The 21,706-nt window shown below is 73.6% G+C and carries 18 protein-coding genes; 8 read left to right on the top strand and 10 right to left on the bottom strand.

Going from position 1 to position 21,706, the window contains the following annotated elements; all coding sequences use genetic code 11:
* Window positions 1-60: 60 nt before the first annotated feature.
* The gene (locus tag AB0I67_RS26485; RefSeq protein WP_357928248.1) at window positions 61-666 is read left to right on the top strand and encodes a response regulator transcription factor; all 606 of its coding nucleotides are present in this window, start codon (window positions 61-63) and stop codon (window positions 664-666) included.
* Here the strand turns inward: AB0I67_RS26485 and AB0I67_RS26490 are convergent.
* The 6 genes from AB0I67_RS26490 to AB0I67_RS26515 form a co-directional block, all read right to left on the bottom strand.
* Complete coding sequence (locus AB0I67_RS26490; RefSeq protein WP_357928251.1) at window positions 550-2,634, bottom strand: prolyl oligopeptidase family serine peptidase; 2,085 nt, start codon at window positions 2,632-2,634, stop codon at window positions 550-552. The two genes, AB0I67_RS26485 and AB0I67_RS26490, sit on opposite strands and share 117 nt — an antisense overlap.
* A complete protein-coding gene (locus AB0I67_RS26495; protein ID WP_357928254.1) occupies window positions 2,631-4,277 on the bottom strand; it encodes an ABC transporter ATP-binding protein in 1,647 nt (548 codons plus the stop codon). The genes AB0I67_RS26490 and AB0I67_RS26495 overlap by 4 nt, the downstream gene beginning before the upstream one ends.
* A complete protein-coding gene (locus tag AB0I67_RS26500; protein WP_357928257.1) occupies window positions 4,274-5,926 on the bottom strand; it encodes an ABC transporter ATP-binding protein in 1,653 nt (550 codons plus the stop codon). The genes AB0I67_RS26495 and AB0I67_RS26500 overlap by 4 nt, the downstream gene beginning before the upstream one ends.
* Window positions 5,927-6,046: 120 nt before the next feature.
* Window positions 6,047-6,178, bottom strand: coding sequence for a SapB/AmfS family lanthipeptide (locus tag AB0I67_RS26505; RefSeq protein ID WP_357928260.1), 132 nt, complete (start codon window positions 6,176-6,178; stop codon window positions 6,047-6,049).
* Between the two features lie 4 nt (window positions 6,179-6,182).
* Window positions 6,183-8,699 (bottom strand): class III lanthionine synthetase LanKC, encoded by a 2,517-nt coding sequence (gene lanKC / locus AB0I67_RS26510; protein ID WP_357928263.1) that lies wholly within the window; start codon window positions 8,697-8,699, stop codon window positions 6,183-6,185.
* A gap of 112 nt (window positions 8,700-8,811) precedes the next feature.
* The gene (locus AB0I67_RS26515) at window positions 8,812-9,918 is read right to left on the bottom strand and encodes a histidine kinase (RefSeq protein WP_357928265.1); all 1,107 of its coding nucleotides are present in this window, start codon (window positions 9,916-9,918) and stop codon (window positions 8,812-8,814) included.
* A gap of 265 nt (window positions 9,919-10,183) precedes the next feature.
* Between AB0I67_RS26515 and AB0I67_RS26520 the strand changes: the two genes are divergently transcribed.
* Both AB0I67_RS26520 and AB0I67_RS26525 read left to right on the top strand, forming a co-directional pair.
* Entirely contained in the window at window positions 10,184-11,164 is a 981-nt protein-coding gene (locus AB0I67_RS26520) for an aldo/keto reductase (protein WP_357928268.1), read from the top strand.
* 48 nt (window positions 11,165-11,212) lie between these two features.
* Window positions 11,213-11,842, top strand: coding sequence for a class I SAM-dependent methyltransferase (locus tag AB0I67_RS26525; protein ID WP_357928270.1), 630 nt, complete (start codon window positions 11,213-11,215; stop codon window positions 11,840-11,842).
* Window positions 11,843-11,845: 3 nt separating this feature from the next.
* Here AB0I67_RS26525 and AB0I67_RS26530 read toward each other — a convergent pair whose 3' ends face one another.
* Entirely contained in the window at window positions 11,846-12,481 is a 636-nt protein-coding gene (locus tag AB0I67_RS26530; RefSeq protein ID WP_357928273.1) for a CatB-related O-acetyltransferase, read from the bottom strand.
* A gap of 108 nt (window positions 12,482-12,589) precedes the next feature.
* Here AB0I67_RS26530 and AB0I67_RS26535 point away from each other — a divergent pair, with 108 nt between their 5' ends.
* Window positions 12,590-13,243 (top strand): TetR/AcrR family transcriptional regulator, encoded by a 654-nt coding sequence (locus AB0I67_RS26535; RefSeq protein WP_357928275.1) that lies wholly within the window; start codon window positions 12,590-12,592, stop codon window positions 13,241-13,243.
* On the top strand, window positions 13,240-13,671 hold the full coding sequence (locus tag AB0I67_RS26540) for an NUDIX domain-containing protein (RefSeq protein ID WP_357928278.1): 432 nt from the start codon (window positions 13,240-13,242) through the stop codon (window positions 13,669-13,671). Before AB0I67_RS26535 ends, AB0I67_RS26540 begins: the two co-directional genes overlap by 4 nt.
* A 7-nt stretch (window positions 13,672-13,678) precedes the next feature.
* Here AB0I67_RS26540 and AB0I67_RS26545 read toward each other — a convergent pair whose 3' ends face one another.
* Window positions 13,679-14,521 carry an SDR family NAD(P)-dependent oxidoreductase gene (locus tag AB0I67_RS26545; protein ID WP_357928281.1) on the bottom strand — a complete coding sequence of 281 codons (843 nt, stop codon included), beginning with the start codon at window positions 14,519-14,521 and terminating at the stop codon, window positions 13,679-13,681.
* 89 nt (window positions 14,522-14,610) lie between these two features.
* Between AB0I67_RS26545 and AB0I67_RS26550 the strand changes: the two genes are divergently transcribed.
* On the top strand, window positions 14,611-15,231 hold the full coding sequence (locus AB0I67_RS26550) for a TetR family transcriptional regulator (protein WP_357928284.1): 621 nt from the start codon (window positions 14,611-14,613) through the stop codon (window positions 15,229-15,231).
* Here AB0I67_RS26550 and AB0I67_RS26555 read toward each other — a convergent pair.
* A complete protein-coding gene (locus tag AB0I67_RS26555) occupies window positions 15,228-17,711 on the bottom strand; it encodes a M14 family zinc carboxypeptidase (protein ID WP_357928286.1) in 2,484 nt (827 codons plus the stop codon). The two genes, AB0I67_RS26550 and AB0I67_RS26555, sit on opposite strands and share 4 nt — an antisense overlap.
* A gap of 33 nt (window positions 17,712-17,744) precedes the next feature.
* Between AB0I67_RS26555 and polX the strand changes: the two genes are divergently transcribed.
* Window positions 17,745-19,430: a DNA polymerase/3'-5' exonuclease PolX gene (polX, locus tag AB0I67_RS26560; RefSeq protein ID WP_357928289.1), complete on the top strand. Its 1,686-nt coding sequence runs from the start codon at window positions 17,745-17,747 to the stop codon at window positions 19,428-19,430.
* Between the two features lie 16 nt (window positions 19,431-19,446).
* Here the strand turns inward: polX and AB0I67_RS26565 are convergent, their stop codons facing one another.
* Window positions 19,447-20,454 (bottom strand): DUF4073 domain-containing protein, encoded by a 1,008-nt coding sequence (locus AB0I67_RS26565; RefSeq protein WP_357928290.1) that lies wholly within the window; start codon window positions 20,452-20,454, stop codon window positions 19,447-19,449.
* A 150-nt stretch (window positions 20,455-20,604) separates the two neighbouring features.
* Between AB0I67_RS26565 and AB0I67_RS26570 the strand changes: the two genes are divergently transcribed.
* Window positions 20,605-21,660, top strand: coding sequence for a sulfite oxidase (locus AB0I67_RS26570; RefSeq protein WP_357928293.1), 1,056 nt, complete (start codon window positions 20,605-20,607; stop codon window positions 21,658-21,660).
* Window positions 21,661-21,706: the final 46 nt, after the last annotated feature.

A 21,706-nucleotide genomic window follows, 5' to 3' on the forward strand; every position in this document is an offset into this window, starting at 1 on the left:
AATCTGACTCATTGGTCAGGATGAGGGCGACACCGTTTTCCCGAGGACCGCGAGGACCCAGTGATCCGGACATTGCTCGCCGAGGACATGGATCTGATCCGCGGGGCGATCGTCGCCCTGCTGGCCACCGAACCGGACATCGAGGTGGTGGCGGAAGTGGATCGCGGTGACGAGGTCCTGGCCGCAGCGCGGGCCTGCAAGCCGGACGTCGCCGTGCTCGACCTGGCGATGCCGGGCATGGACGGCCTGTCGGCGGCCAAGGAACTGCACGAGGAGCTGCCGGGGTGCAAGGTGCTGATCCTGACCGGCATCGGCACGCCCGGCTCGCTGAAGCGCGCGCTCGACGCCCAGGTGCGCGGCTTCCTGGCCAAGGACGCGCCGCCGAGCGAGCTGGCTGACACCATCCGCAAGATCGCCGGGGGCGGCACGGTGGTCGACTCGACGCTGGCCATCGCGGCGATGACCTCGCCGGAGACGCCGCTGACCGCGCGCGAGCTGGACGTGCTCGGCGCGGCCGCGGAAGGCTCGTCCATCCCGGAGATCGCCGCCTCACTCTTCCTGGCGGAGGGCACCGTCCGTAACTACCTGGGGCGCACCCGCACCAAGCTGGGCGCCCGCAGCGGCATCGACGCGATCCGCATCGCCCGCGAGTCGGGGTGGATCTGACAGGCCGGTCCAGGCGGCCAGGAAGGCGAGGGCGTCGGCGGCGAAGGCGATCGAGCGGCTGACCGCGCGGGCGCCGTGCCCGACGCCGCTCTCGTGCCGCAGCAGCACGGGCCGCCCGCCGGAGGAGGCCCACTGCAGGGCGGCGCACATCTTGCGCGCGTGCATCGGGTCGACCCGGGTGTCGCCCGCCGCGGTGGTGAACAACGTCGCCGGGTAGGCGGTCCCGGGCTCGACGTGGTGGTAGGGCGAGTAGGCCAGCAGCCAGGCGAGCTCCTCCGGCACCTCGGCCGAGCCGTACTCCTGGCGCCAGGCCCGGCCCAGGCCGGAGTGCTCGTAGCGGACCATGTCCAGCAGCGGCGCGGCGCACACGGCCGCCCCGAACAGGTCGGGGTGCTGGGTGAGCATCGCGCCGACGAGCAGCCCGCCGTTGGACTCCCCCCAGAGGCCGAGCTGCGAAGGCGTGGTCCAGCCCTCGGCGACCAGCAGCCGGGCCACGGCGGCGAAGTCGTCGAAGACGTTCTGCTTGTGCTCGCGCATGCCGGCGCGGTGCCAGGCCTCGCCCTCCTCGCCGCCGCCGCGCAGCCCGGCGATCGCCAGCACGCCGCCCGCCTCGACCCAGGCCAGGGAGTCGGCGGCGTAGGCCGGGGTCAGCGAGCGCCCGAAGCCGCCGTAGCCGGTCAGGATGGCCGGGCGCGGGCCGCCGGGCCACGAGCGCCGCGCGACCACCACGACCCGCACCGGCGTGCCGTCCTTGGAGCGGCAGGTGAGCTGGCGGCTCTCCACGTCCGGCGGGGCGCTCGGGCCCGGCGCGGCCGGCCACCGCGTGGCCGCGCCGGTGCGGGCGTCGTAGCGCCAGACGGCCGGCGGGGTGACGGCGTCGGTGTAGGTGAACCAGGCCTCGTGGCCGCCCTCGGGCCGGGTGGTGAGCGAGCCGGCGGTGCCGCTGCCGGGCAGCGGGATGCCGCCGGTGCGCCGCCCGCTGACCTGGTCGTGCAGGTCGAGCTCGGACAGCCCGTGCCGCACGCGGGCCACCAGCAGGGTGCCGCCCTCCAGGACGGTGAAGGAGGTGGTGACCGCTTCGGGGTCCTCGGGCACGAGCTCGGTCCAGCGGCCTGGCAGGGCGGGGTCGGCCACGCAGATCCGCCCCCTGGGCGCGTCCCGGTCGGTCAGCACGTACAGCAGGCCGTCCGGGGCGACGGCGGCGACGCTGTGCGCCTGCCCGGCCGGCTGCACGCGGCGCAGCTCGCGGCCGGTGAGGTCGGCCAGCCACAGCTCGTTCGGCGCGGAGGCGCCCGGCGCCGCCGACACCGTCAGCCACCGCCCGCACCCGCTCATCGCCAGCCCGTAGGAGGCGCCCTCCCCCGCGGTGAAGACCAGCGCGTCGCGCTCCGGCGGCTCGCCGAGCAGGTGCCGGTAGACGCCCTGGCCGAAGCGGATGTAGAAGAAGCCGTCGCCCCGGCTCGTCCAGGCCACCGGTGAGTACCGGCAGCCGTGGATCGGCCCGTCCACCGCCCGGCCGGTGCCGGTCTCCAGGACGTGCAGCTCCGCGCGTTCCTCGCCGCGCCTGGAGACCTGGTAGGCCAGCAGCTCGCCGTCCGGGCTCGGCTCCCAGCCGTCCACCGTGGTCAGCCCGGTCGGGTCGAGCCGCATCGGGTCGAGCACCACCCGCTCCCCCGACCGCACCACGGGGTGTTCCTGGCCGGGGTCGCGGCGGAGCTCGAAGCACCGCTCGCCGCGCCACACCGGCGGCGTCACCTGGCCCGCCTGCCCCAGCTCGGCCAGTCTCGCCCGCAGCCGTTCGCGCCAGGGCAGCCGCCCGGCGTGCTCGAGCCAGAGCGTGTCCTGCTCGGCCTGCCACGTCTTCGTCGCCGGGTCCCCGGCGTCCTCCAGCCATCGGTAGGGGTCGGCGATCTCGTGGCCGTGCAGGCTCTCCACGTACGGCAGGCGTACCGCGGGCGGGTAGCTCATGGGATCAGTTCCTCTCTGGCGAAACGGCGATCACGAGGGGCCCCGTCGCCGAGCGTCAGCACCCGGCGGGCGCGGCGCGCGGAGGCGGCGCGGTGGGCGATCACGACGAGCGTCCCCGGCCGGCGGGCGAGCGCCTCCTCGGCGCGGGCCTCGGCCACCGGGTCCAGGTGGCAGGTGGCCTCGTCCAGCACGATCAGCCGGGCGGGGCTGAGCAGGGCCCGGGTCAGGGCCAGGAGCTGCCGCTCCCCCGCCGACAGCGCGGCCGGGTCGAGCAGGCCCTGGTAGCCGCCGCAGCGGGCGACGAGCTCGGCCAGGCCCAGCTCGGCCACCGCGGCCTCGGCCTCGTGCTCGGACGCCTCGCCGGGATAGGCGAGGTTCTCCAGCACGGTGCCGCGGAAGACGTAGGCCTCCTGCGGGATCAGCAGGCGGGCGGCGGGGTCGACCCGGTCGGCCGGGAGGCCGCCGATCAGCACCTGCCCGGCGTCGGGGCGCAGGGCGCCGGCCAGCAGCGCGGCCAGGGTGGACTTGCCCGCGCCGCTCGGCCCGGTGATCGCCAGGTGCTCGCCGTCGGCGACCTCCAGGTCGAGGCGGTCGAGCACCGGTTCGGCCTGCGGGCCGTAGGCGAAGGTGACCTGGCGCAGGGTGAGCGTGACGTCGGCGGGCCGGGCCGCCGGCGGGGGCGGGATGGCGGCCGGGGTGCCGGCGAGGATGCGGCCGAGCGCGGCCAGGAGGCGCACCCCGCTGACGCCGACGCCTTCGACCAGGCCGCCGAGTGCCGGGGCGAGGGACTGGGTGACGTAGGCGAGCGCGCCCACCACGGTGGCGATGGCCACGCCCTGGGCCAGCAGAGCCGGGGTCCAGGCCAGCACGAGCAGCACCGGCAGCCAGCCGCCCACGGTCAGCGCGGTGGTGCGCAACGCGGTGAGGCGGGCCAGCCTGGCGGCGGTGGCGGCCTGGGCCTCGACGAGCGCGCCGAGCCGGTCACCGGCGCTTTGCTCGGCGCCGCAGGCGGTGAGGTCGCGCAGCGCGCCGGCGACCGTGGTCAACTCGGCGCCGGTGGCCTCGTCGGCCTCCAGGTGGGCGCGCTGAGCGCGGATCAGGGCTGGGAGCGAGGCCAGGAACAGCGCGGTGCCCAGCGCGAAGGGGACCAGCACCGGCAGGGCCAGCGCCGGGACCAGCGTCAGCAGCCCGAGCGCGGCGCTGACCAGCGTGAACACGAAGCCGCGCAGCACGGTCACCAGGGCGGCGAAGGCGTCCCTGGCCAGCTCGACCTGGAGCGTCGCGCGGGTGAGCGCCGCGCCGCCGGGCGGCGGGGCGCGGAAGGAGGCGGTGGCCTCGTGCAGCAGGCCGCGCACCACGTGGTGCAGCAGGTCGTCGCGGAACGGCTCGGCCAGGGCGGCGACGCCCAGGATCACCTGGCGGGCGGCGACCGCCGCCACCAGCCACGCGCCGCCCAGCAGCGCCAGCCAGGCCAGGCCGGTCAGCAGGCGGCCGGCCGCGAAGCCGTCCTCGATCGCGCGGGCCACGGCGTGGCCGATCAGGAAGGCCGGCGTCACCTCCAGCACCGACCAGGCGGCGATCTTGGCCAGCACGGCGGGCCGCCGCCGCAGCGCCGCCCACAGCACCTCGCGCGGGCGCGTCATCGGGGCTCCTCGTCGAAGGCGGCGCGGTAGCCGGGGTCGTGCCACAGCTCGCGGTGCGGGCCGAGCCGCCGCACCCGGCCGCCGTCCAGCCAGACGACGAGGTCGGCGCGGGCGGCGACGTCGGGGCGATGGGTGACCACCAGCCGGGTGCGTCCGCCGAGCTCGCCGGTGAGGGCCTCGTTGACCAGCGCCTCGGTGGCCGAGTCGAGGCTGGAGGTGGCGTCGTCGAGGATCAGCAGCCGCTCGGCGTGGGCGAAGGCCCGGGCCAGGCCCAGCCGTTGCCGTTCGCCGCCGGACATCGGGGCCTGGGCGAGCGGCGTGCCGTACCCGTGGGGCAGCCTGCGGACGAAGGCGTCGGCCCGGGCGGCGCGCGCGGCGGGCTCGGCCCGGCCGCCGCCGAGCTCGATCGCGGCGGCCACGCTCGCGCCGACCAGCACGGGGCGCTCGAAGGCGTAGCCGACCGCCCGGCGCAGCTCCGCGCGTGACAGCTCGGGCAGGGGCGTGCCGTCGAGGAGCACCTGGCCCTCGTCCGGGTCGGCCAGGCGGCCGGCGAGCGCGGCGACCAGGGACTTGCCCGCGCCCGAGCGCCCGACGACCGCGGTCAGGGAGCCGCCTGGCAGGGTCAGCGCCGGGATCTCCAGCCCGGCCGCCCGCACCCCGCGGAAGGTGAGCGTGCCCCGGGCCGGAGCGGGCAGCGAGGCGGTGCCGTACGGCACGGCGGGCACGGCGAGCAGGGCCTCGACGCGGGCGGCGGCGGCGCGGGCGCGGGCGAGCTGCCCGGCGAAGCCGAGGGCTCCGCTGAGCGCGGCGCCGAGGACGGCGTAGCGGGCCGCCGCGTAGACCTCGCCGACGGTCAGCCGGCCGGAGGCCAGCAGGAACCCGGCCGCCACCAGGACGGCGACCTCCACGAGCGGCACCATGAGCCCGGCTCGCACCCCGGCGGAGGCGCCCGCGCGCCACAGGGCCAGGCCGTGCGCGCGCAGCCGCGGCAGGGGCTGGAGGATGCGCCGCGTCTCCCTGTCGCCGGATCGGGCGGCGGCGATGGTGCGGGCCCCGGCCAGCGCGTCGGCCAGCCGCGCGGCGATCTCCCCCTGGGCCTCCTGGTAGGCGCCGGACAGCACCCCGCTGACCCGGGCGAAGGCCCGCAGCACGAGCACGATCAGCCCGACCCCGCCGAGCAGCGCCAGCGCGAGCAGCGGATGGATCAGGGCCAGCGCGACGATCGCGCCGGCGGTGGGCACGAGCAGCGAGAGCGCCGAGACCACGGCCTCCGGCGCGCGGCCGAGTTCCTCGGCGTTCAGGCCGGCCCTGGTGACGATCTCGCCGGGGGGCAGCCGCCGGGTCAGCGCGGGCCCGGCGCCGAGCACGTGCCGCACGAGCGCCTGCCGGATCCGGGCGGAGGCTCGTGCGCCGCTCATGCCCCGGGCCCAGACGGCGAGGCTCTCGCCCAGCACCGCGAGCGCCACGGCCGCCCCGACCACGAGTGCGGAGCCGGCCGGGGGACGGCCGGCGGCGAAGGCGTCGACGAGCGAGCCGATGAGCGCGGGGAGGGCGAGCTGGGCGGCGGTGGCCAGGATCGTGCCGGTGGCCAGGAGCGCGGGCCACGGGCCGCCGTCGCGGACCGCCTGCCGTACCAGCCGGTCGGCCATGGGGTTCCTTCCGGGAAGAGGCCGGGACGGGGTTCCGGAACCCGGCAAGAGGCCGGGTCGGGGGGGTTCCGGAACGGATGCGGCCCCGGGGCGCGCGCACCCCGGGGCCAGGTCATCCGATCAGTGGCAGAGAGCGACGCTCAGGTTGCTCGGCTTGCCAGAGTGACACGTGAGGGCCGTGAGGGTGCTGCCGCCGCTGGCGACGTCCGAGCTCGCGGGAGCCTCCAGACCCTGAAGGTCGAGAAGGGACATCCGTCTACACCTCCTTCCGGGTTTCGTGACGGGCAGGCCGCCGGGCAGGCGGCTCGAGGAACGGCAGGCAGGCCCGCCGTTCCGGCTGGTGGGCGGCCAGGGCGAGCAGGACGCCCGCCGTACCGGTTGCCAGATCCATGGACAGGCGCAGCAGTTGGTCGCCGGGGAAGGCCAGCCCGCCGCCGTACGGCAGGGCGTGCCAGCGCAGCCCGGCGGGCTGGGCGCCGAAGGCGGCGACGATGCCGGCGCGGCCGGTGAACAGGCCGGGCTGGACGAAGTAGCCGGAGCGCGCGACCAGCCCGAGCTCGGCCAGCGCGACGGCGAGTTCCTCGTCGGGCCGGTGGGCCAGGTAGCGGGCGAGCACGAGCGCGATGCCGGCCGAGCCCTCGTCCAGGTAGGGCAGCAGCCGCCAGCCCTGGTTGACCTGGAGCGAGCCGTCCTCGGCGTGCTTGCAGCGGCGCAGGTCCTGGCGGAGCGCGGTGCCGGCGAGGTCGAGCAGGGCGGCGTCGCCGGTGCGCTCGTAGGCGTGCAGGAAGAGCAGGGCGGGTCCGCTGGAGCCGTGCATCAGCCCGGCGCGCGGGTGGGTCCCGCCGCTGAGCTCGGGCACGTCGGTCACCCCGCCGAGCCGGTCCGCGCACAGCTGCACCGCCTGGCTCGCGAGATCGTCGAAGCCCAGGTGGAAGAGGGTGAGCCCGATGCCGGACAGGCCGGAGAAGAGCGCGGACTCCAGCTCGTGCCAGTTCTCGCGCAGCGCGACGCCGAGCACGTCGAGCGCCTGTTCGCGGTGGCCGAGCAGGTCGAGGACGTAGGCGATGCCGTGCAGCCCGTCGTAGAGCCCGAGCCCGGAGCCGGCCGCCGGGGGCCGGGTGGCGCGTTCGACGAGCCACTCGGTGTGCAGCGGCGCGAGCCCGGCGGCGTGCAGCGCGTAGAGCACGCCCGCCGCGCCGTGCGCCAGGCTGAGGGCCCGGCCCGGCTCGAACTGGGCGATGTCGCCGGGGAAGAGCCGGTCGTCCCGGTGCGGGGTGGCGCTGGCCGCGATGGCCTTGCCCAGCGCCGCGCGCAGGTCGGGCCAGGCGGCCTCGCCGGGCATCGGCGGCGCCTTCCAGACCGCGTCGCCGGCCAGCGTCTCGACCGCCGGGGCCAGGGCGCCGCGCGTGAGCGGGAAGGCGCCGGTGACCACCTCGCCGAGGTGGCGGGCCTTGCCGCGGTCGAGCGGCAGCATGATCGTGCACTGCGGGGCGAACAGGCCCAGCCGCAGCGCCGCCAGCGCGTAGGCGTCCACCTCGGTGCCGTGCCGGTCGGCGGGCGGCGCGAAGGCCGGATGCGCCAGCGCGGAGCGGCCGCGCTCGTCGGCGAGGGTCGCCACCTCGAAGTCGATCAGGACGGTCCTGCCGTCCTCGGTGAGCAGGATGTTGTCCGGGTGCAGGTCGCCGAAGACGACGCCGCGCGAGTGCAGTTGCGCCACCGCCGCCTCGACCCGCTCCAGCGTCTCCAGCGCCCAGCCGGTGTACTCGGCCAGCTCGTCCGGGCCGCAGGTGGCCCAGGTCAGCGGGAAGCGGCGGACCAGCCGGCGCTGGAGGGTGACGCCGTCCACGAACTCCTCGACGAGGAAGTGGTGCTCGCCCAGGGTGAAGTGGTCCAGCAGCCGGGGCACCGCCTCCAGGCCGGCCAGGCGCTCCAGGATCATCCGCTCGTGGGTCAGCCGGGCCACCGCGTCGCGGCCGGCCGCGTCCAGGCCGGCGTGCGGGCGGGCCTCCTTCAGCACCACGCGCTCGCCGCTGCGGGTGTCCTCGGCCAGGTAGACGCCGCCGCCGTTGGAGAAGTGCAGCACCGACTCGATCCGGTACGGCAGGCCGTCCACCCGCACCGCGTCGCGGGCCTCCAGGTGGGGGCGCAGGAAGGCGGGCAGGCTCACCCACTCAGGGACGGTGAAGACCGCGTTCCGCACGTCGGGGACCGCCTTGCCCTCGCCGTCGAGCACGGCCAGGACGCGGTCGCCGCTGCCGGACAGCACGTGCCGCTCGGCGAAGCCGCCGTAGCGGACGAACAGCGGGCCCTCGCCGTAGCGCAGGTCGCTGAGGATGTACGGGCCCTCGACGCCGCGCAGCGCCTCGTCGAGGTCCTTGAGCGTCAGCTCCAGCTCGGCCTCGTCGCGCGGGTAGAGCGTGAGCAGCTTGCCGCTGGAGGCGCGGGAGGCGGCCTTGGAGTTGAGCATCACCAGCACGGCCGGACCGCGCAGGAACTTGAAGGCGATGCCCCGGGCCACGCAGTAGTCACGCACCGTCTCCACCGCCCGCTCGGCGTCGTCCAGGCGGGCGGACACGTGGATCTTCCAGCCCTGGGCGGGCAGCGGGTCCTGGCCGGTGGGGGCGTAATAGAGCCAGGTGTCGCTCGCGTAATGCGCCCAGCCGTCGGGAAGGGGTTTTCTGGCGGCGGCGAATTGCGCCTCGGGCGTGGCCTCGCTGTCGAGCACGTCGTAGAAGTGCTGGTCAGCCAGACAATAAAGTTCGTATTGCGCCATGCTTGCCACCTCCCAATCTCGACTTGTTACGAGAATGTCGAATGGGGAGGTGTCGGGTCTACGCCATGGCACATCAGGTGACGGCTAGTTATTCACCGGCCAATTGTGTGTTTTACACATGCTGGTGTGTGATGTGGGTGGATATCCAGAAAACCGCATGTGGCAGCCTCGTGGCCTCGAACCGGCCGCCCGCCTCGGTCACCTTCTCGCGCAGGTTGAGCAGCCCGTGCCCGGCCGGGCCGGCCGAGCGGGCGCCGTCGTTGACCATCGACAGGTGGAACGTTCCTTCACGCTCCGACAGCCAGATGGCGCATTCCTTCGCCGAGGTGTGCCGCAGGATGTTCGTCACCCCCTCCCGCAGCACGTGCGTGAGCACCTCCGAGACCGGGCGCGGCACCTCCTCGCAGCTCATCCGCACCCGGCAGCTCACCCCCGCCGACTCCAGCACCGAACGCGCCGAGTTCAGCTCCGCCTCCAGGGACGGCAGCCGCAGCCCGTGCGCGACCGACCGGACGTCCCCGGTCACCCCGCGCACCAGCTCCAGCGCCTCCGCCACCGCCGCCGCCACCTTCGCGTCCCCCGCCGAGGCGACCAGCCGCTGCAGCAGCTCGATCTTGAGCACCAGCACGGTCAGCCGGTGCCCCACCAGATCGTGCAGGTCCCGGGTCAGCCGGCGGCGCTCCTGCTGGACCGCCTCCCCCACCTGCTGCCCCCGCACCGCGCCCAGGCAGTGCGTGCGCATCGCCAGGATGATCAGCGCGTACTCCGCCAGCCCCGCCACCGGCACCCCCGCCACCCACGGCGACAGCGGCCCGGGCGCCAGCGCCAGCACCGGGCCGCAGCCCAGCGCCGCCGCCAGCGGCCACCACGCCCGCGTGCGGTCCGCCAGCACGAACAGCCCGCCCGCCAGCAGGCACCCCACCGGCGCCCACCCCTCGCCCCACACCCACAGCGGCGCCCACGTGAGCACCGCCTGCGCCCCCACCGTCCACCACGGCACCCTGCGGTGCTTGACCACCCTGGCCACGATCAGGGCGTGCAGGACCAGCACCCCCGCCAGCCCCGCCGCCCCCGCGGCCACCTCGCCCCAGCTTCCGGCGAGCTCCACCAAGGTCCTGCCGACGAGCCAGAAGGCCCCGGCTCCCCAGGTGAGCCCGCATAACCAGATCGGCGACAACGCTGCGATCCCCACCGAACGCGGCGCGGAGGTTCCGTCCATCGGTTCCCTTCGCGTGCACTCCACTGTTCCCTTGTGCCCTGGCGCTTCTCTTCCCTCGCCAGGGGTACGGCACGCCGCGGCGGACCACGTGTCCGGCACTGGCCGGGCACGCCTGGTTCGCCTGCCGTACCGTCTCTTGGCTGGAAGTGGTGCGGTGCAGGGATTGAGCCGTGTGCTGCGGGGCTGGGGCCCGCGCGCCTCCCTCTTCCTCCAAACCGCCCCATCTAACGCGAACCTCTCGAAGGGCGCCCTCTACCATCGGCGCATGGACTCCATCCGACTTGGAAACAGCGGCCTGAAGGTCTCCCCCATCTGCCTGGGCATGATGAGCTACGGCGATCCGGCCAGGCTCGAGTGGTCGCTCACCGAGGAGCAGGCCGAGCCGATCGTGCGTCGCGCCGTGGAGTCGGGGATCACCTTCTTCGACACCGCCGACGTCTACAGCGCCGGGCAGTCCGAGCGCGTCACCGGCAGCCTGCTGCGCAAGCTCTTCCCCCGGCGGGAGGAGTACGTCCTGGCGACCAAGGTCTACTTCCCCATGGGCAAGGCGGCCAACGACGGCGGCCTGTCGCGCAAGCACATCATGTCCGCCATCGACGCCTCCCTCGACCGGCTCGGCACCGACTACGTCGACCTCTACCAGATCCACCGCTTCGACGAGGAGACGCCGATCGAGGAGACCATGGAGGCGCTCCACGACGTGGTCCGCTCCGGCAAGGCCCGCTACATCGGCGCCTCCTCCATGGCCGCCTGGCAGTTCTCCAAGGCCCAGTACACCGCCTCGGCCAACGGCTGGACGCGCTTCGTCTCCATGCAGAACCACTACAACCTGCTCTACCGCGAGGAGGAGCGCGAGATGTTGCCGCTCTGCCTGGACCAGGGCGTGGGGGCCATCCCGTGGTCGCCGCTCGCCCGCGGCGTCCTGGCCCGTGCGGGCTCCTCCTCCGCCTCCGGTACGGCCCGCGCCACCAGCAGGGACGCGCAGCGCATCGAGTACCTCTACGACGCCGAGAACGACGCGGCCATCCTCGACCGGCTCGCCCAGGTCTCCCGTGAGCGCTCCCTGCCCGCCGCCCAGATCGCCCTCGCCTGGCTCCTCCACCAGCCGGCCGTCACCGCGCCCATCATCGGCGCCACCAAGGACCGGCACGTCGACGACGCGGTGGCCGCCGCCTCGGTCCGGCTCACGGACAAGGAACTCGCCTTCCTCGCCGAGCCGTACACCCCACGCCCGGTCCGCTCCTGATCTCCACCGTCCACAGCCCGTCGGGGGCGGTCCGTCAGGTGAGGTGCCGTGAGCCAGAAGGCGTACTGGAACGGGGTGGGGGCGGGGAAGACGTTCACCCACCCGGTGCAGCACCAGTGGCTAGCCGGGGTGGATCGGGGGGCGCGGGTCCTGGACTACGGGTGCGGGTACGGGCGCGTGGTGGCCGAGTTGGGCGAGCACGGGTTCCGGGACGTCTCCGGGGTGGACATCTCGCCGGCGTTGGTCGCTCGGGGGCGGAAGGACGGGCTGCGGCTCAGCGTGCTGGAGTCGCCGCCCGTCCTTCCGCATGCGGCGGGGAGCGTGGACGTGGTCCTGTTGTTCGCGGTGCTGACGTGCGTGCCCGAGGACGAGGCGCAGCGGGCCATGGTGGCGGAGCTGGTCCGGGTGCTGGCGCCGGGCGGGCTGCTGTACGTGAGCGACCTGCTGCTGCAGGACGACCGGCGCAACCGGGACCGCTACGCCGCCCAGGCGGCGCGGGGCGGCCTGCCGTACGGGGCGTTCGTGACCGGTGAAGGGGCGGTCTGCCGGCACCACGACCTCGGCCACCTGCGCGCGCTGCTGGCGGAGGTCGAGGTGGTGGACGAGCGCCGGATCGAGGTCACCACGATGAACGGGCACCCGGCGCGGGCGGTCCAGGTGCTGGCCCGCAAGAGCTGAGCGTCAGGACGCCTGCTCCAGGGCGTCCACGCTGCCGGACATGATCGTGCGCAGATTGGCGGTGATGCGGTCGAGCGGCCAGTCCCACCAGGCGATGGCGAGGAGCCGGTCGACGTCGGCGTCGCTGTAGCGGCGGCGGATGAGCTTGGCCGGGTTGCCGCCGACGATGCCGTAGTCGGGCACGTCGTCCACGACGACCGCGCCGGAGGCGATGATCGCCCCGTGGCCGATGCGCACGCCGGGCATCACCATCGACCGGTAGCCGAACCAGACGTCGTGGCCGACAACGGTGTCCCCCCGCCCCGGCAGCCCGGCGATGAGGTCGAAGTGCTCCGACCACGACCCGCCCATGATCGGGAACGGGAAGGTCGAGGGGCCGTCCATGCGGTGGTTGGCGCCGTTCATGATGAACCGCACCCCCTCCCCCAGCGCGCAGAACTTGCCGATGACCAGCTTCTCCGGGCCGTAGTGGTAGAGCACGTTGCGGGTCTCGAAGGCGGTCGGCTCGTCCGGGTCGTCGTAGTAGGAGAACTCGCCGACCTCGATCAGCGGCGAGGTGACCAGGGGCTTGAGCAGCACCACCCGCGGCTGGCCGGGCATGGGGTGGAGCACGGTCGGATCCGCGGGGACACGTGACATACGGATGGTTCCCTCCTGTGCGGGACCGCCGGGCGACCCGCTAATGCGACAAGTGCTACATTAAGATCCTGCCACGCCCGCCGCCCGCCGAGCAAACCGGATGCCCCCGTGACCACTCCCCACGAGCAGAGCGCCCCGCCCGCCCGCCGCAGACCCGGAGGGCGTACGGCCCGCACCCGCGCCCAGGTGCTCGACGCCGTCCTGGCCGAGCTCGGCGAGCACGGCTACGACGGGCTGACCATGGACGCCGTCGCCGCCCGGGCCGGCGTGCACCGGGCGACGGTGTACCGGCGGTGGGGCGACGTCGGCGGCCTGCTCGCCGACTTCCTGGACGCGGCCGGCGAGGACGGCTGGCAGCCGGCCGACACCGGCTCGCTGACCGGCGACCTCGCGGCGCTGAACCGGGAGATCCAGGAGGCGCTGACCATGGAGCCGCCCGTGGTCTCCGCGCTGATCGCCGCCTCGTTCCGGTCGGAGCAGGCCGAGCGGGCGCAACGGCGGCTGTGGGACGATCGCTACACCCGGTGCGAGGTCATCGTGACGCGGGCGGTCGAGCGCGGCGAGGTCCCGGCCGGGGCCGACGCCCGGCGGCTGCTGATCGCGGCCACCGCGCCGGTCTACCACCAGCTCGTCCTGCTCCGGATGCCGGTCGAGGCGGACCTGCCCGAGCAGGCGGCCAGAACCGCCGCGCTGGCCGCGGCCGCCGGAGCCTTCTCCCCGCCGCCGGCCCAGGCCGGCCCTCCGGCGAAAGGCAGCCCGTGACCGACCGCGCCAAGCCCATCAGGGAGAAGGCCCTCTGCTACATCGTCCGCGACGGCCGGTTGCTCGTCTTCCGGCACGTGGACGTCCCGCTGGAGGAGGCCGGGGTGCAGGTGCCCGCCGGCGGGATCGAGGCCGGCGAGACGCCAGAGGAGGGCGCCCTGCGCGAGGCCCGGGAGGAGACCGGGCCGACCGAGCTGTCGATCGTGCGCAAGCTCGGCGTCACCGACTACGACGTCACGCCGTACCGGTGGGAGATCCAGCGGCTGCACGTGTTCCACCTGGCGCTGCACCAGGAGACGCCCGAGCGCTGGGCCAGCGAGGAGCGCGGCGGGGGCGCGGCGATCCGGCTGGAGTGTTTCTGGATTCCGCTGGAGCAGGGTCACGTGCTGGCCGGAGGCCAGGGCGCGCTGCTGTCCCGCCTGTTCTGAGCGCGCGCTAGCGGGGGGCGGGGATGCGGTCGAGCAGGCCGGTGGTCAGGTGGTCGAGCCGGGCCGCGGCGGCCGGGTCGAAGTCCTCGCCGGCCGGCTCCAGCGGCTTGCCGCGCAGGTAGGCGGTGAGGGCGGGCCGCGGCGGGGCGTCCATCAGGGCGAGCATCGGCCCGATCGCCTTGCCGACCGGCTTGGCGAAGAGCCGGGCGAGCACCTTGAGCGCGGCGCGCTTGGGCTGCGGCAGGGGGTCGGTGAGGCCGGTGTCGACGAAGCCGGGGTTGTAGAGGACGTACCGTGTCCGGGCGTCCGGGTGCCGGGCCGGGAAGGCGACGCCGAGCAGGTCGTTGCAGCGGGAGGCCTGCATCGACGCGCGCATCCCGGAGTAGCCGTCGCGCCACTGGAGGTCGTCCCAGTTGATCCGGCCCGGCAGCCCGCCGGGCCCCGCGAGGTTGAGCACGACGGGCGCCTCGGCGCGTTCGAGGTGACCGAGCAGCCCGTGGCCGAGCACGAACCGGCTCAGGTAGGCGAGCGCGAAGGTGAACTCCAGCCCGTCCGCCGTCTCCTCGCGGGCGGTGCGGAAGCGCTGGGCGCCGAAGACCAGCCCGTCCACGGCCTCGGTGGCCGCGCTCACCCGCTCGACCACCTGCCGCATCCCGGCGACGGTGCTCAGGTCGGCCTGGAGGAACACCGCCCGGTCGGCCGCGCCGGCCCGCCGCGCCTCGGCGAGGAAGGCCTGGCCCTTCGCCGCGCCGCTGGCCACGGCGATCACCCGGTCGCCGCGCCGCAGGAAGTGCAGGCCCAAGCCCTTGCCCAGGCCGTCCGTGCCGCCAGTGATCACATAGGTCCGCATGCCCCAGCCCTTCTAAGTCATCGGTCGGTGACATGGAGACTAGGCCGCATGCCTGGATAAGTCAACGTTCGATGACTTATGATGACTTCATGGACCACCACCGACGCCGCGACAAGGCCGCCACCCGCGCCAAACTCCTCGACGCCGCCCGCCTGCGCTTCGCCCGGCACGGCTTCGACGGCACCGGCGTCCGCGACATCGCGGCCGACGTCGGCGTCGACCCCGCGCTGGTCTTCCGCTACTTCGGCTCCAAGGAGCAACTCCACGACGAGGCCGTGCGGATGGAGATCCCGGAAGGCCTCGCCGCCGACCCTGACCGGCCGCTCTCCGACGTCGTCGGCACGCTGCTGCACGAGGTCGTCTTCGCCGGCTGGGAGCAGTTCGACGGCGACCACCCGCTGCTGGTGATGTTGCGCTCGGCCGGGCAGCCGGCCATCCGGGAGCAGGTGCGCACGCAGGTCTGCGAGGGCTACCTGCCCGAGTTCGCCGCCCGGATGGGCGGCGACAACCCCGCCCTGCGGGCCGAACTGGCCGGGGCGCTCCTGCTCGGCATGGGCGTCATGCGCTCCCTGCTCGACACCCCGGCCCTGCGCGAGGCCTCCTTCGAGGAGACCCGCGCCCTGGTCGCCCGGCTCGTCGACGCGCTGGTGGACGCGCCTCGGCCCGGTCGCGGCGGGCGCGACCGGGCCGAGGGACGGGGAGCCTCCTAGCGGGTGACGGTCTGGCCCGAGGTGACCGAGGTCCAGTACAGGGCCCCCGCCACCTGGGCGAACAGGCCCTTGGGGTGGTTGCGGAACAACGGCTCGGTCCCGAAGACGACCACGGCCGCGCCGCGCTCGTCCCGGCCGCTGATGACGGCGGCCTGGCCGCGGGCGGCCTCGGGGCCACCGGCGCCGGCGGAGGTGGCCCGCCAGTGGCCGGAGACCAGGGGGCCGTCGGTGGCGTAGGACTGCTCGGCCTTCACGCCGGGCCCGAGGTCGGTGAACCAGCGGGGCGAGTAGACGAACGAGTGCTCGCCCGAGGCCATCCGCACCACGCCGTTGCCGTCGGGGTTGCCCGCGACGTGCGTGGCCGCCAGCAGGCCGGCCGCGGCGTTGAAGGCGGCTCCGGTGTTGCCGCGCGTGACGACGCCGCCGGAGGCCAGGTAGGCGTCGAGCGCGGCGCGGGCGGCCGGGTTGAGCGCGGCGTAGGACAGGCCGCTGGAGACGTACAGGACGTCGGTGGTGCTCCAGTCGTAGCCCGCGTTCAGCAGCGCGGTGTTCACCGGGGTGACCCGGAAGCCCAGCTCACGCAGGGTGAACAGCTCGTCGGCCGAGGCGGCGGCGGTGATGCGGACCGGCGTCAGGACCGGGCCCTCGCCTGCCGTACCGGCTCGGGTGAAGCGCACGCCGTAGCGGTCGGCCACCTCGCGGGCGGCGGCACGGGCCGAGGCGGGCACGACGGCGGAGCCGTCGCCCGCCCAGGTGACCGCGACACCCCGGCCGATCAGGTCGTTGACGGCCTGGACGTCCTTGCCGTCGGCGACCTTGAGCGCCAGGGCACCGCCGCCGGAGGGCACGTGACCGGTGGGCGAGGCGGCGGCGACCGGGGCGGCGACGACGCGCAGCCGCTCGGTGACCGGCGTCACGGGAGCGCCCCACAGCAGCGAGTGGCTCCAGCCGGAGATGTCGTACATGGCCTCCACGCGCGGGCTGATGTCGGCGCCGCGCTCCAGGATGACGTTGGCCAGGCCGCGCTTGGGCTGGCGCATGTCGACGACGTAGGTGCCGGCCGGGTGCGTGCTGCCGCCGGAGCGGAAGGGCAGCAGCGCCTTGCCGACGCGGACGTCGTTGGCGACCAGGAAGTCGACCAGCCGCGCCGCGGCCGGGCCGGAGGCGGGGATGACGTAGGCGCGGGGGTAGGTGGTGTTGTAGACGTCCTCGGGCCCGAAGCCGGGCACGATGCCCAGCGGCACGACCTTGGACGGCTCGCCGGCCGCGCCGCGGCGGAACCACTCGACCTGGTCGGCGACCAGCTTGGCGCCGTTCTTGCCCACGTGCTGGTAGGTGCCGCGGATGGCGGCGGCGTGGATGTCGGTGTTGATGCGCGAGCGCCGGCGCAGTTCCTCGACCGGGAGCGAGGTGTAGGCGGCGTTGTTGACCTGGAGCGGCACCTCGATGGTCTGGGCGATCACCGCGCCGTGGAAGGGGGCGTACTGCGGGGTGAAGATGGGCGGCCAGTCGTCCCAGCCGTCGACGTAGTCGCGGAAGGGGATCTCGACCGGCAGCACGCCGTCGGGCTCGGGCTTGTAGCCGAGGCCGTTGATGGAGCTCTCCAGGTTGAGACCGTTGGCCCAGGTGTTGGTGATGAACAGGTCGTACTCGTAGTTGGCCCCGTGCGGCGGGGTGGTCGGCTCGACCAGCGTGCCGTTGACGTAGCCGTGCAGGTCGATCATGGCCACCGGCTGGGTGTCGATCATGATCTGCCGCATGACCCGGGCCTCGGGCTGCGAGACGGTGATCATGTCGCGGTTGAGGTCGAAGCCGTTGCCGTTGGCGCGGGTGTTGACGATGCGCCCGTCGGGGTTGGCCACGACGTTGAAGTGCAGGCGGGTGGTCTTGAGCATCTGCACCACGTCGGGCGCGGTGCTGGTGGCCAGCTCCTCGATCACCCGCAGGGCGGCGTCGACGCCTTCGAACTCGTTGCCGTGGATGCTGGAGTTGACGTAGACCGGGGCCTTGTAGCCGCGCGGCGGCTTGTGGCCCTCCTCGATGAGGCGGCGGCCGAGCTCCTGCTTCCAGTCCTCGGCGGCGCTCTCCGGCGCGGTCACGGTGACGAGGTAGAGGTCGCGCCCGCCGGCGCTGCGGCCGACGATCTCGGCGCTGACCCGGTCGCCGAGGGCCTGGATGGCGTTGAGCTTGCCGGCGACCGCGTGGTAGGGCGTCAGGCCGAGCTTGATCGCCGCGTCACCGGGGTTCTCCGGAGGGATCGGGAGGGTCGTCTTGCGCGGGTAGCCGCGGTCGCGCCGGAGCGGCGCGGGGGCGGCCCGGTCGGCGGAGAAGGCCGAGACCTGCTCCTGGACGAGCGAGGCCTCCTCGTTCCGCTCGGGGCCGTTGCCGTGCTCGCGCTTGGGCTTGCCGGGGTCCGCTACGGCCGTTCCCGCGGGGATGAGGAGGAAGGTGGCTAAGAGAGCCGTGAGGATGCGACGCATGATCGAGCGTTGCACGCGCCCTAAGCTGTGTCCATGGCTAGGGCAAATGACGAGGCGTCGGCGGCACTGCAGGAGTACGCCGAGCTGTTCGCGCTGACCGGGGGCGACGCCTTCCGGGTGCGGAGCTACCAGAAGGCGGCCAAGGCCATCGCGGGCTTCCCCGAGGACATCGCCACGGTGAACGTGCGGACGGTGCCGGGCGTCGGCGAGGCGATCGCGCTGAAGATGGAGGAGTTCCTGGAGCGCGGCAGCTTCCGCCAGCTCGACGCGCTGCGCGAGCGCGTCCCGGCGGGCGTGCGGAACCTGACGCGGGTGCCCTCGCTCGGGCCGAAGACGGCGATCATGCTGTTCGAGGACTTCGGCATCGACTCCCCCGCCGCCCTGGCCGAGGCGATCACCGGCGGGCGGCTCGACGGGGTCAAGGGCCTGGGCCCGAAGACGCTGGCCAACCTGCTGCACGGCATCGAGCAACTGGAGCAGTCCGGCCGCCGGGTGCACATCGGCGTGGCCATGAACCTGGCCGAGCAGGTGATGGCTTCGCTGAGCGCCGAGCGCATCGCCTACGCAGGCTCGTTGCGCCGGATGAAGGACACCATCGGCGACATCGACATCCTCGCCGTGGCCGGTCCCGAGATCATGGCGGACTTCCGGAGCCGGCCGTACGTCGCGGAGGTGATCGCGGCGGGCGAGAAGAAGACCTCGATCCGCACCACCTCGGGCCTCCAGGTGGACCTGCGGGTGGTGCCGGGCGAGTCGTGGGGCGCGGCGATGCAGTACTTCACCGGCTCCAAGGAGCACAACGTGGCGATCCGGGAGATCGCCGTCAAGAAGGGCTGGAAGCTCTCGGAGTACGGGCTCTTCGAGGGCGAGCGCGTGCTGGCCGCCGCCGAGGAGGAGGACATCTACGCCGCGCTCGGCCTGCAGTACGTGCCGCCGCCCCTGCGGGAGGACGGCGGCGAGGTGCGGGCGGCGCAGCGCGGCGAGCTGCCGGTGCTGGTGGAGCTGGCCGACCTCAAGGGCGACCTGCACACCCACACCGACCTCACCGACGGCGTGGCCTCGCTGGAGGACATGGTCGCCGCCGGGCACGCGCGCGGCTACGCCTACTACGCGGTCACCGACCACGCCCCCGACCTCACCATGCAGCGCATGACGCTGGACAAGGCCCTGGAGCAGCGCGGCCGGCTGCGCGCGCTCCAGGCGAGCTACCCGGACATGCGGCTGCTGCACGGCACCGAGCTCAACATCGCGCCGGACGGCTCGGTGGACTGGCCGGCCGAGGTGCTGCAGGGCTTCGACGTCTGCGTGGCCTCGGTGCACTCGCACTTCGGCCAGTCGCGCGAGGAGATGACCAGGCGCTTCATCGCCGCCTGCGAGAACCCGGACGTGCACGTCATCGGCCATCCGACCACCCGCAAGATCGGCAAGCGCCCGGCCGTCGACTGCGACTGGGACGCCGTCTTCCGCGCCGCCGCCCGCACCGGCACGGCCATGGAGATCGACTCCTATCCCGACCGCTCCGACCTGCCCGCCGAGCTGGTACGGCTGGCGCGCCACCACGGCGTGAAGTTCTCCATCGACAGCGACTCGCACGCCGTCCCGCACCTGGCCCACCAGCGCTACGGCATCGGCATCGCCCAGCGCGCCTGGCTGACCGCGGACGACGTGATCAACACCTGGCCCCTGGAGCGGCTGCTGGCCTTCCTGCGCCGGGACTGATCACGCTACGCGGAGATCAGTGGCAGGCGCCGCGGCACCGGCCGTGCAGCGGCACCCGCAGCTCCTTGAGCCAGGTCCCGCGGTAGAAGTCGCGTGCCTTGATCACGACCTCCTTGTTCGTGACCTCGACCTGCAGCCCGGCGTTCTCGTCGCGGCTCAGCGCGCGCTCGCCGCCGGTGCCGTTGTCGGTCCACTGGGTCTCCATGGCTCCGGTGTTCACCACGGTGAAGCCTTCGAGGTTGCCGGTGGCCGGCACGACCTTGCGCACGGCCCAGTCCGACAGGTTCAGGTCCCAGTGCGTGTGCGAGGTGAACAGGAACGCGTCCTTGTGCTTGCCGAGCGTGGCCAGCAGCCGGTCGGCCTGGAGGTAGTCGGCGGAGTACAGCTTGTTGCGGGTGCCCGAGACGGTGTCCGGCAGGACGTGGTGGGAGAAGACGAAGACCGGCTTGCCGCGGCGGGCCCAGAACGCCAGGCGCTGGTCGAGCCAGGTGAGCTGCTCCTCGCTCATCCAGACCTCGTCCCACTTGGTGGCGTCGTGGTACTTCATGTACTTCTCGGTGCCGAGCATGAGCATGGGCACGCCGTTCACGACGCGCTCGTAGTAGACCTTGTCCAGCCCGGTGAAGTCGTAGAAGTTCTGGAAGAGCTGGGCCTCGGTGGTCCCGTTCGGCCAGGTGGCCTGGCACAGCTTGGTGGGGTCGCAGTACTTTGGCACGTAGAACTCGTGGTTGCCGATGGTGAAGAAGGTGTCGGCCGGGTGCGGGTGCTCGGCCAGCACCTTCTTGACCTGGTCGTACTCGAAGTCGTAGCCGCGCGAGGTGATGTCGCCGTTGACGATCAGCGCGCTGGAGCCGGGGTTGATCTCGCGCATCTGGTCGAGCGCGCGGCCGAAGTCGGCCGTGTCGCCCTGGATGTCGCTGACCACGTTGAAGGTGACCGCGTGCGGGGAGGCCGCGGCGGCGGGGGCGGCCAGGGGCGCGAGCAGGACTGCCGCCAGGAGAGCGGGCTTGAGCAGGAGTTTCACGGGAAGATTCCAGAGGTACGGCATAGCCGCCCCATGATCCGTTCATGTCAAAAGGGCGACAAACAACGTAATTTCCGGACAAATAGGTTTTCCCTATCGTCGCTATCACGCTTTGATTAGATGGTTTGCTGGTAGGGAATTAGGAGAAGCATGAGGCCTCCGACGTCGACCATCCCCAAGATCGTCAAGCCACTCCCCCCGGAGCTCTTCACCGAGCGGGAGACGGGCGCGGAGATGCGCTGGGCGGCGATGGCGGGACAGGGTTACCACACGCCCGTCGACCGCTTCTTCGTCCGCAACCACACCGCCACCCCGCTCATCGAGCCCTCCACCTGGCGGCTGCGCGTGCACGGCGACGGCCTGGCCGGCGCGCTCGACCTGACCTACGGCCAGCTCCTGGCCATGCCCGCGCGCACGATCGACGCCGCCGTGGAGTGCGCGGGCAACGGCCGCCGCTTCTACGGCACGCAGCAGGGCCGCCCCGCCCCCGGCACCCAGTGGGGCCTGGGCGCGATCGGGGTCGCCCGCTGGCGGGGCGTGCCGCTGAGGCACGTCCTCGAACGGGCCGGACTGCGTCCCGACGCGCGCGAGGTGCTGGCCACCGGCCTGGACGAGCCCTTCGAGGAGCACGGCCACGTCCGCCGCCCGCTGCCGCTGGCCAAGGCGCTCGACGACGTGCTGATCGCCTACGAGATGAACGGCCGGCCGCTGCCGCCCGACCACGGGTTCCCGGCGCGGCTGATCGTCCCGGGATGGGCGGGAATCGCGTCCATCAAATGGCTCGGCGAGCTCGAAGTATCCCCCCGGCCGCTGTTCACTCCGTGGAACACGCTTTTCTATCGCGACGTCACCACCATGCCGGTGAAAAGCGCCTTCGCCGTGGACCCGGACGCGACATTCGCCGCCGGCCGCCCGCATCTGCTGAGCGGCCGGTCGTGGTCGGGCACGGGCCGCATCGTCGCCGTGGAGGTCAGCCTGGACGGCGGCGCGAGCTGGCGGCCGGCCGAGCACCGGGGCCGCCACCTGGCCGGAGCCTGGCTGCCGTGGCACGTGACCTGGCGTCCCGAGCACCCCGGCCGGCACGTCCTGCTGGCCCGCGCGCGCGACGAGAGCGGCGCCGGGCAGCCACTGGCCGCCGAATGGCAGCCGTCCGGATATCACTTCGACGCCGTTGTTCAACACCCGGTTTGGGTGACTCACAGATAGGCATTTATCACCACTTCGCTGACCTGCGGCTTCCGGTAAAGCACTC

The sequence above is a fragment of the Nonomuraea sp. NPDC050310 genome, assembly GCF_040655795.1.
Lineage (GTDB): Bacteria > Actinomycetota > Actinomycetes > Streptosporangiales > Streptosporangiaceae > Nonomuraea.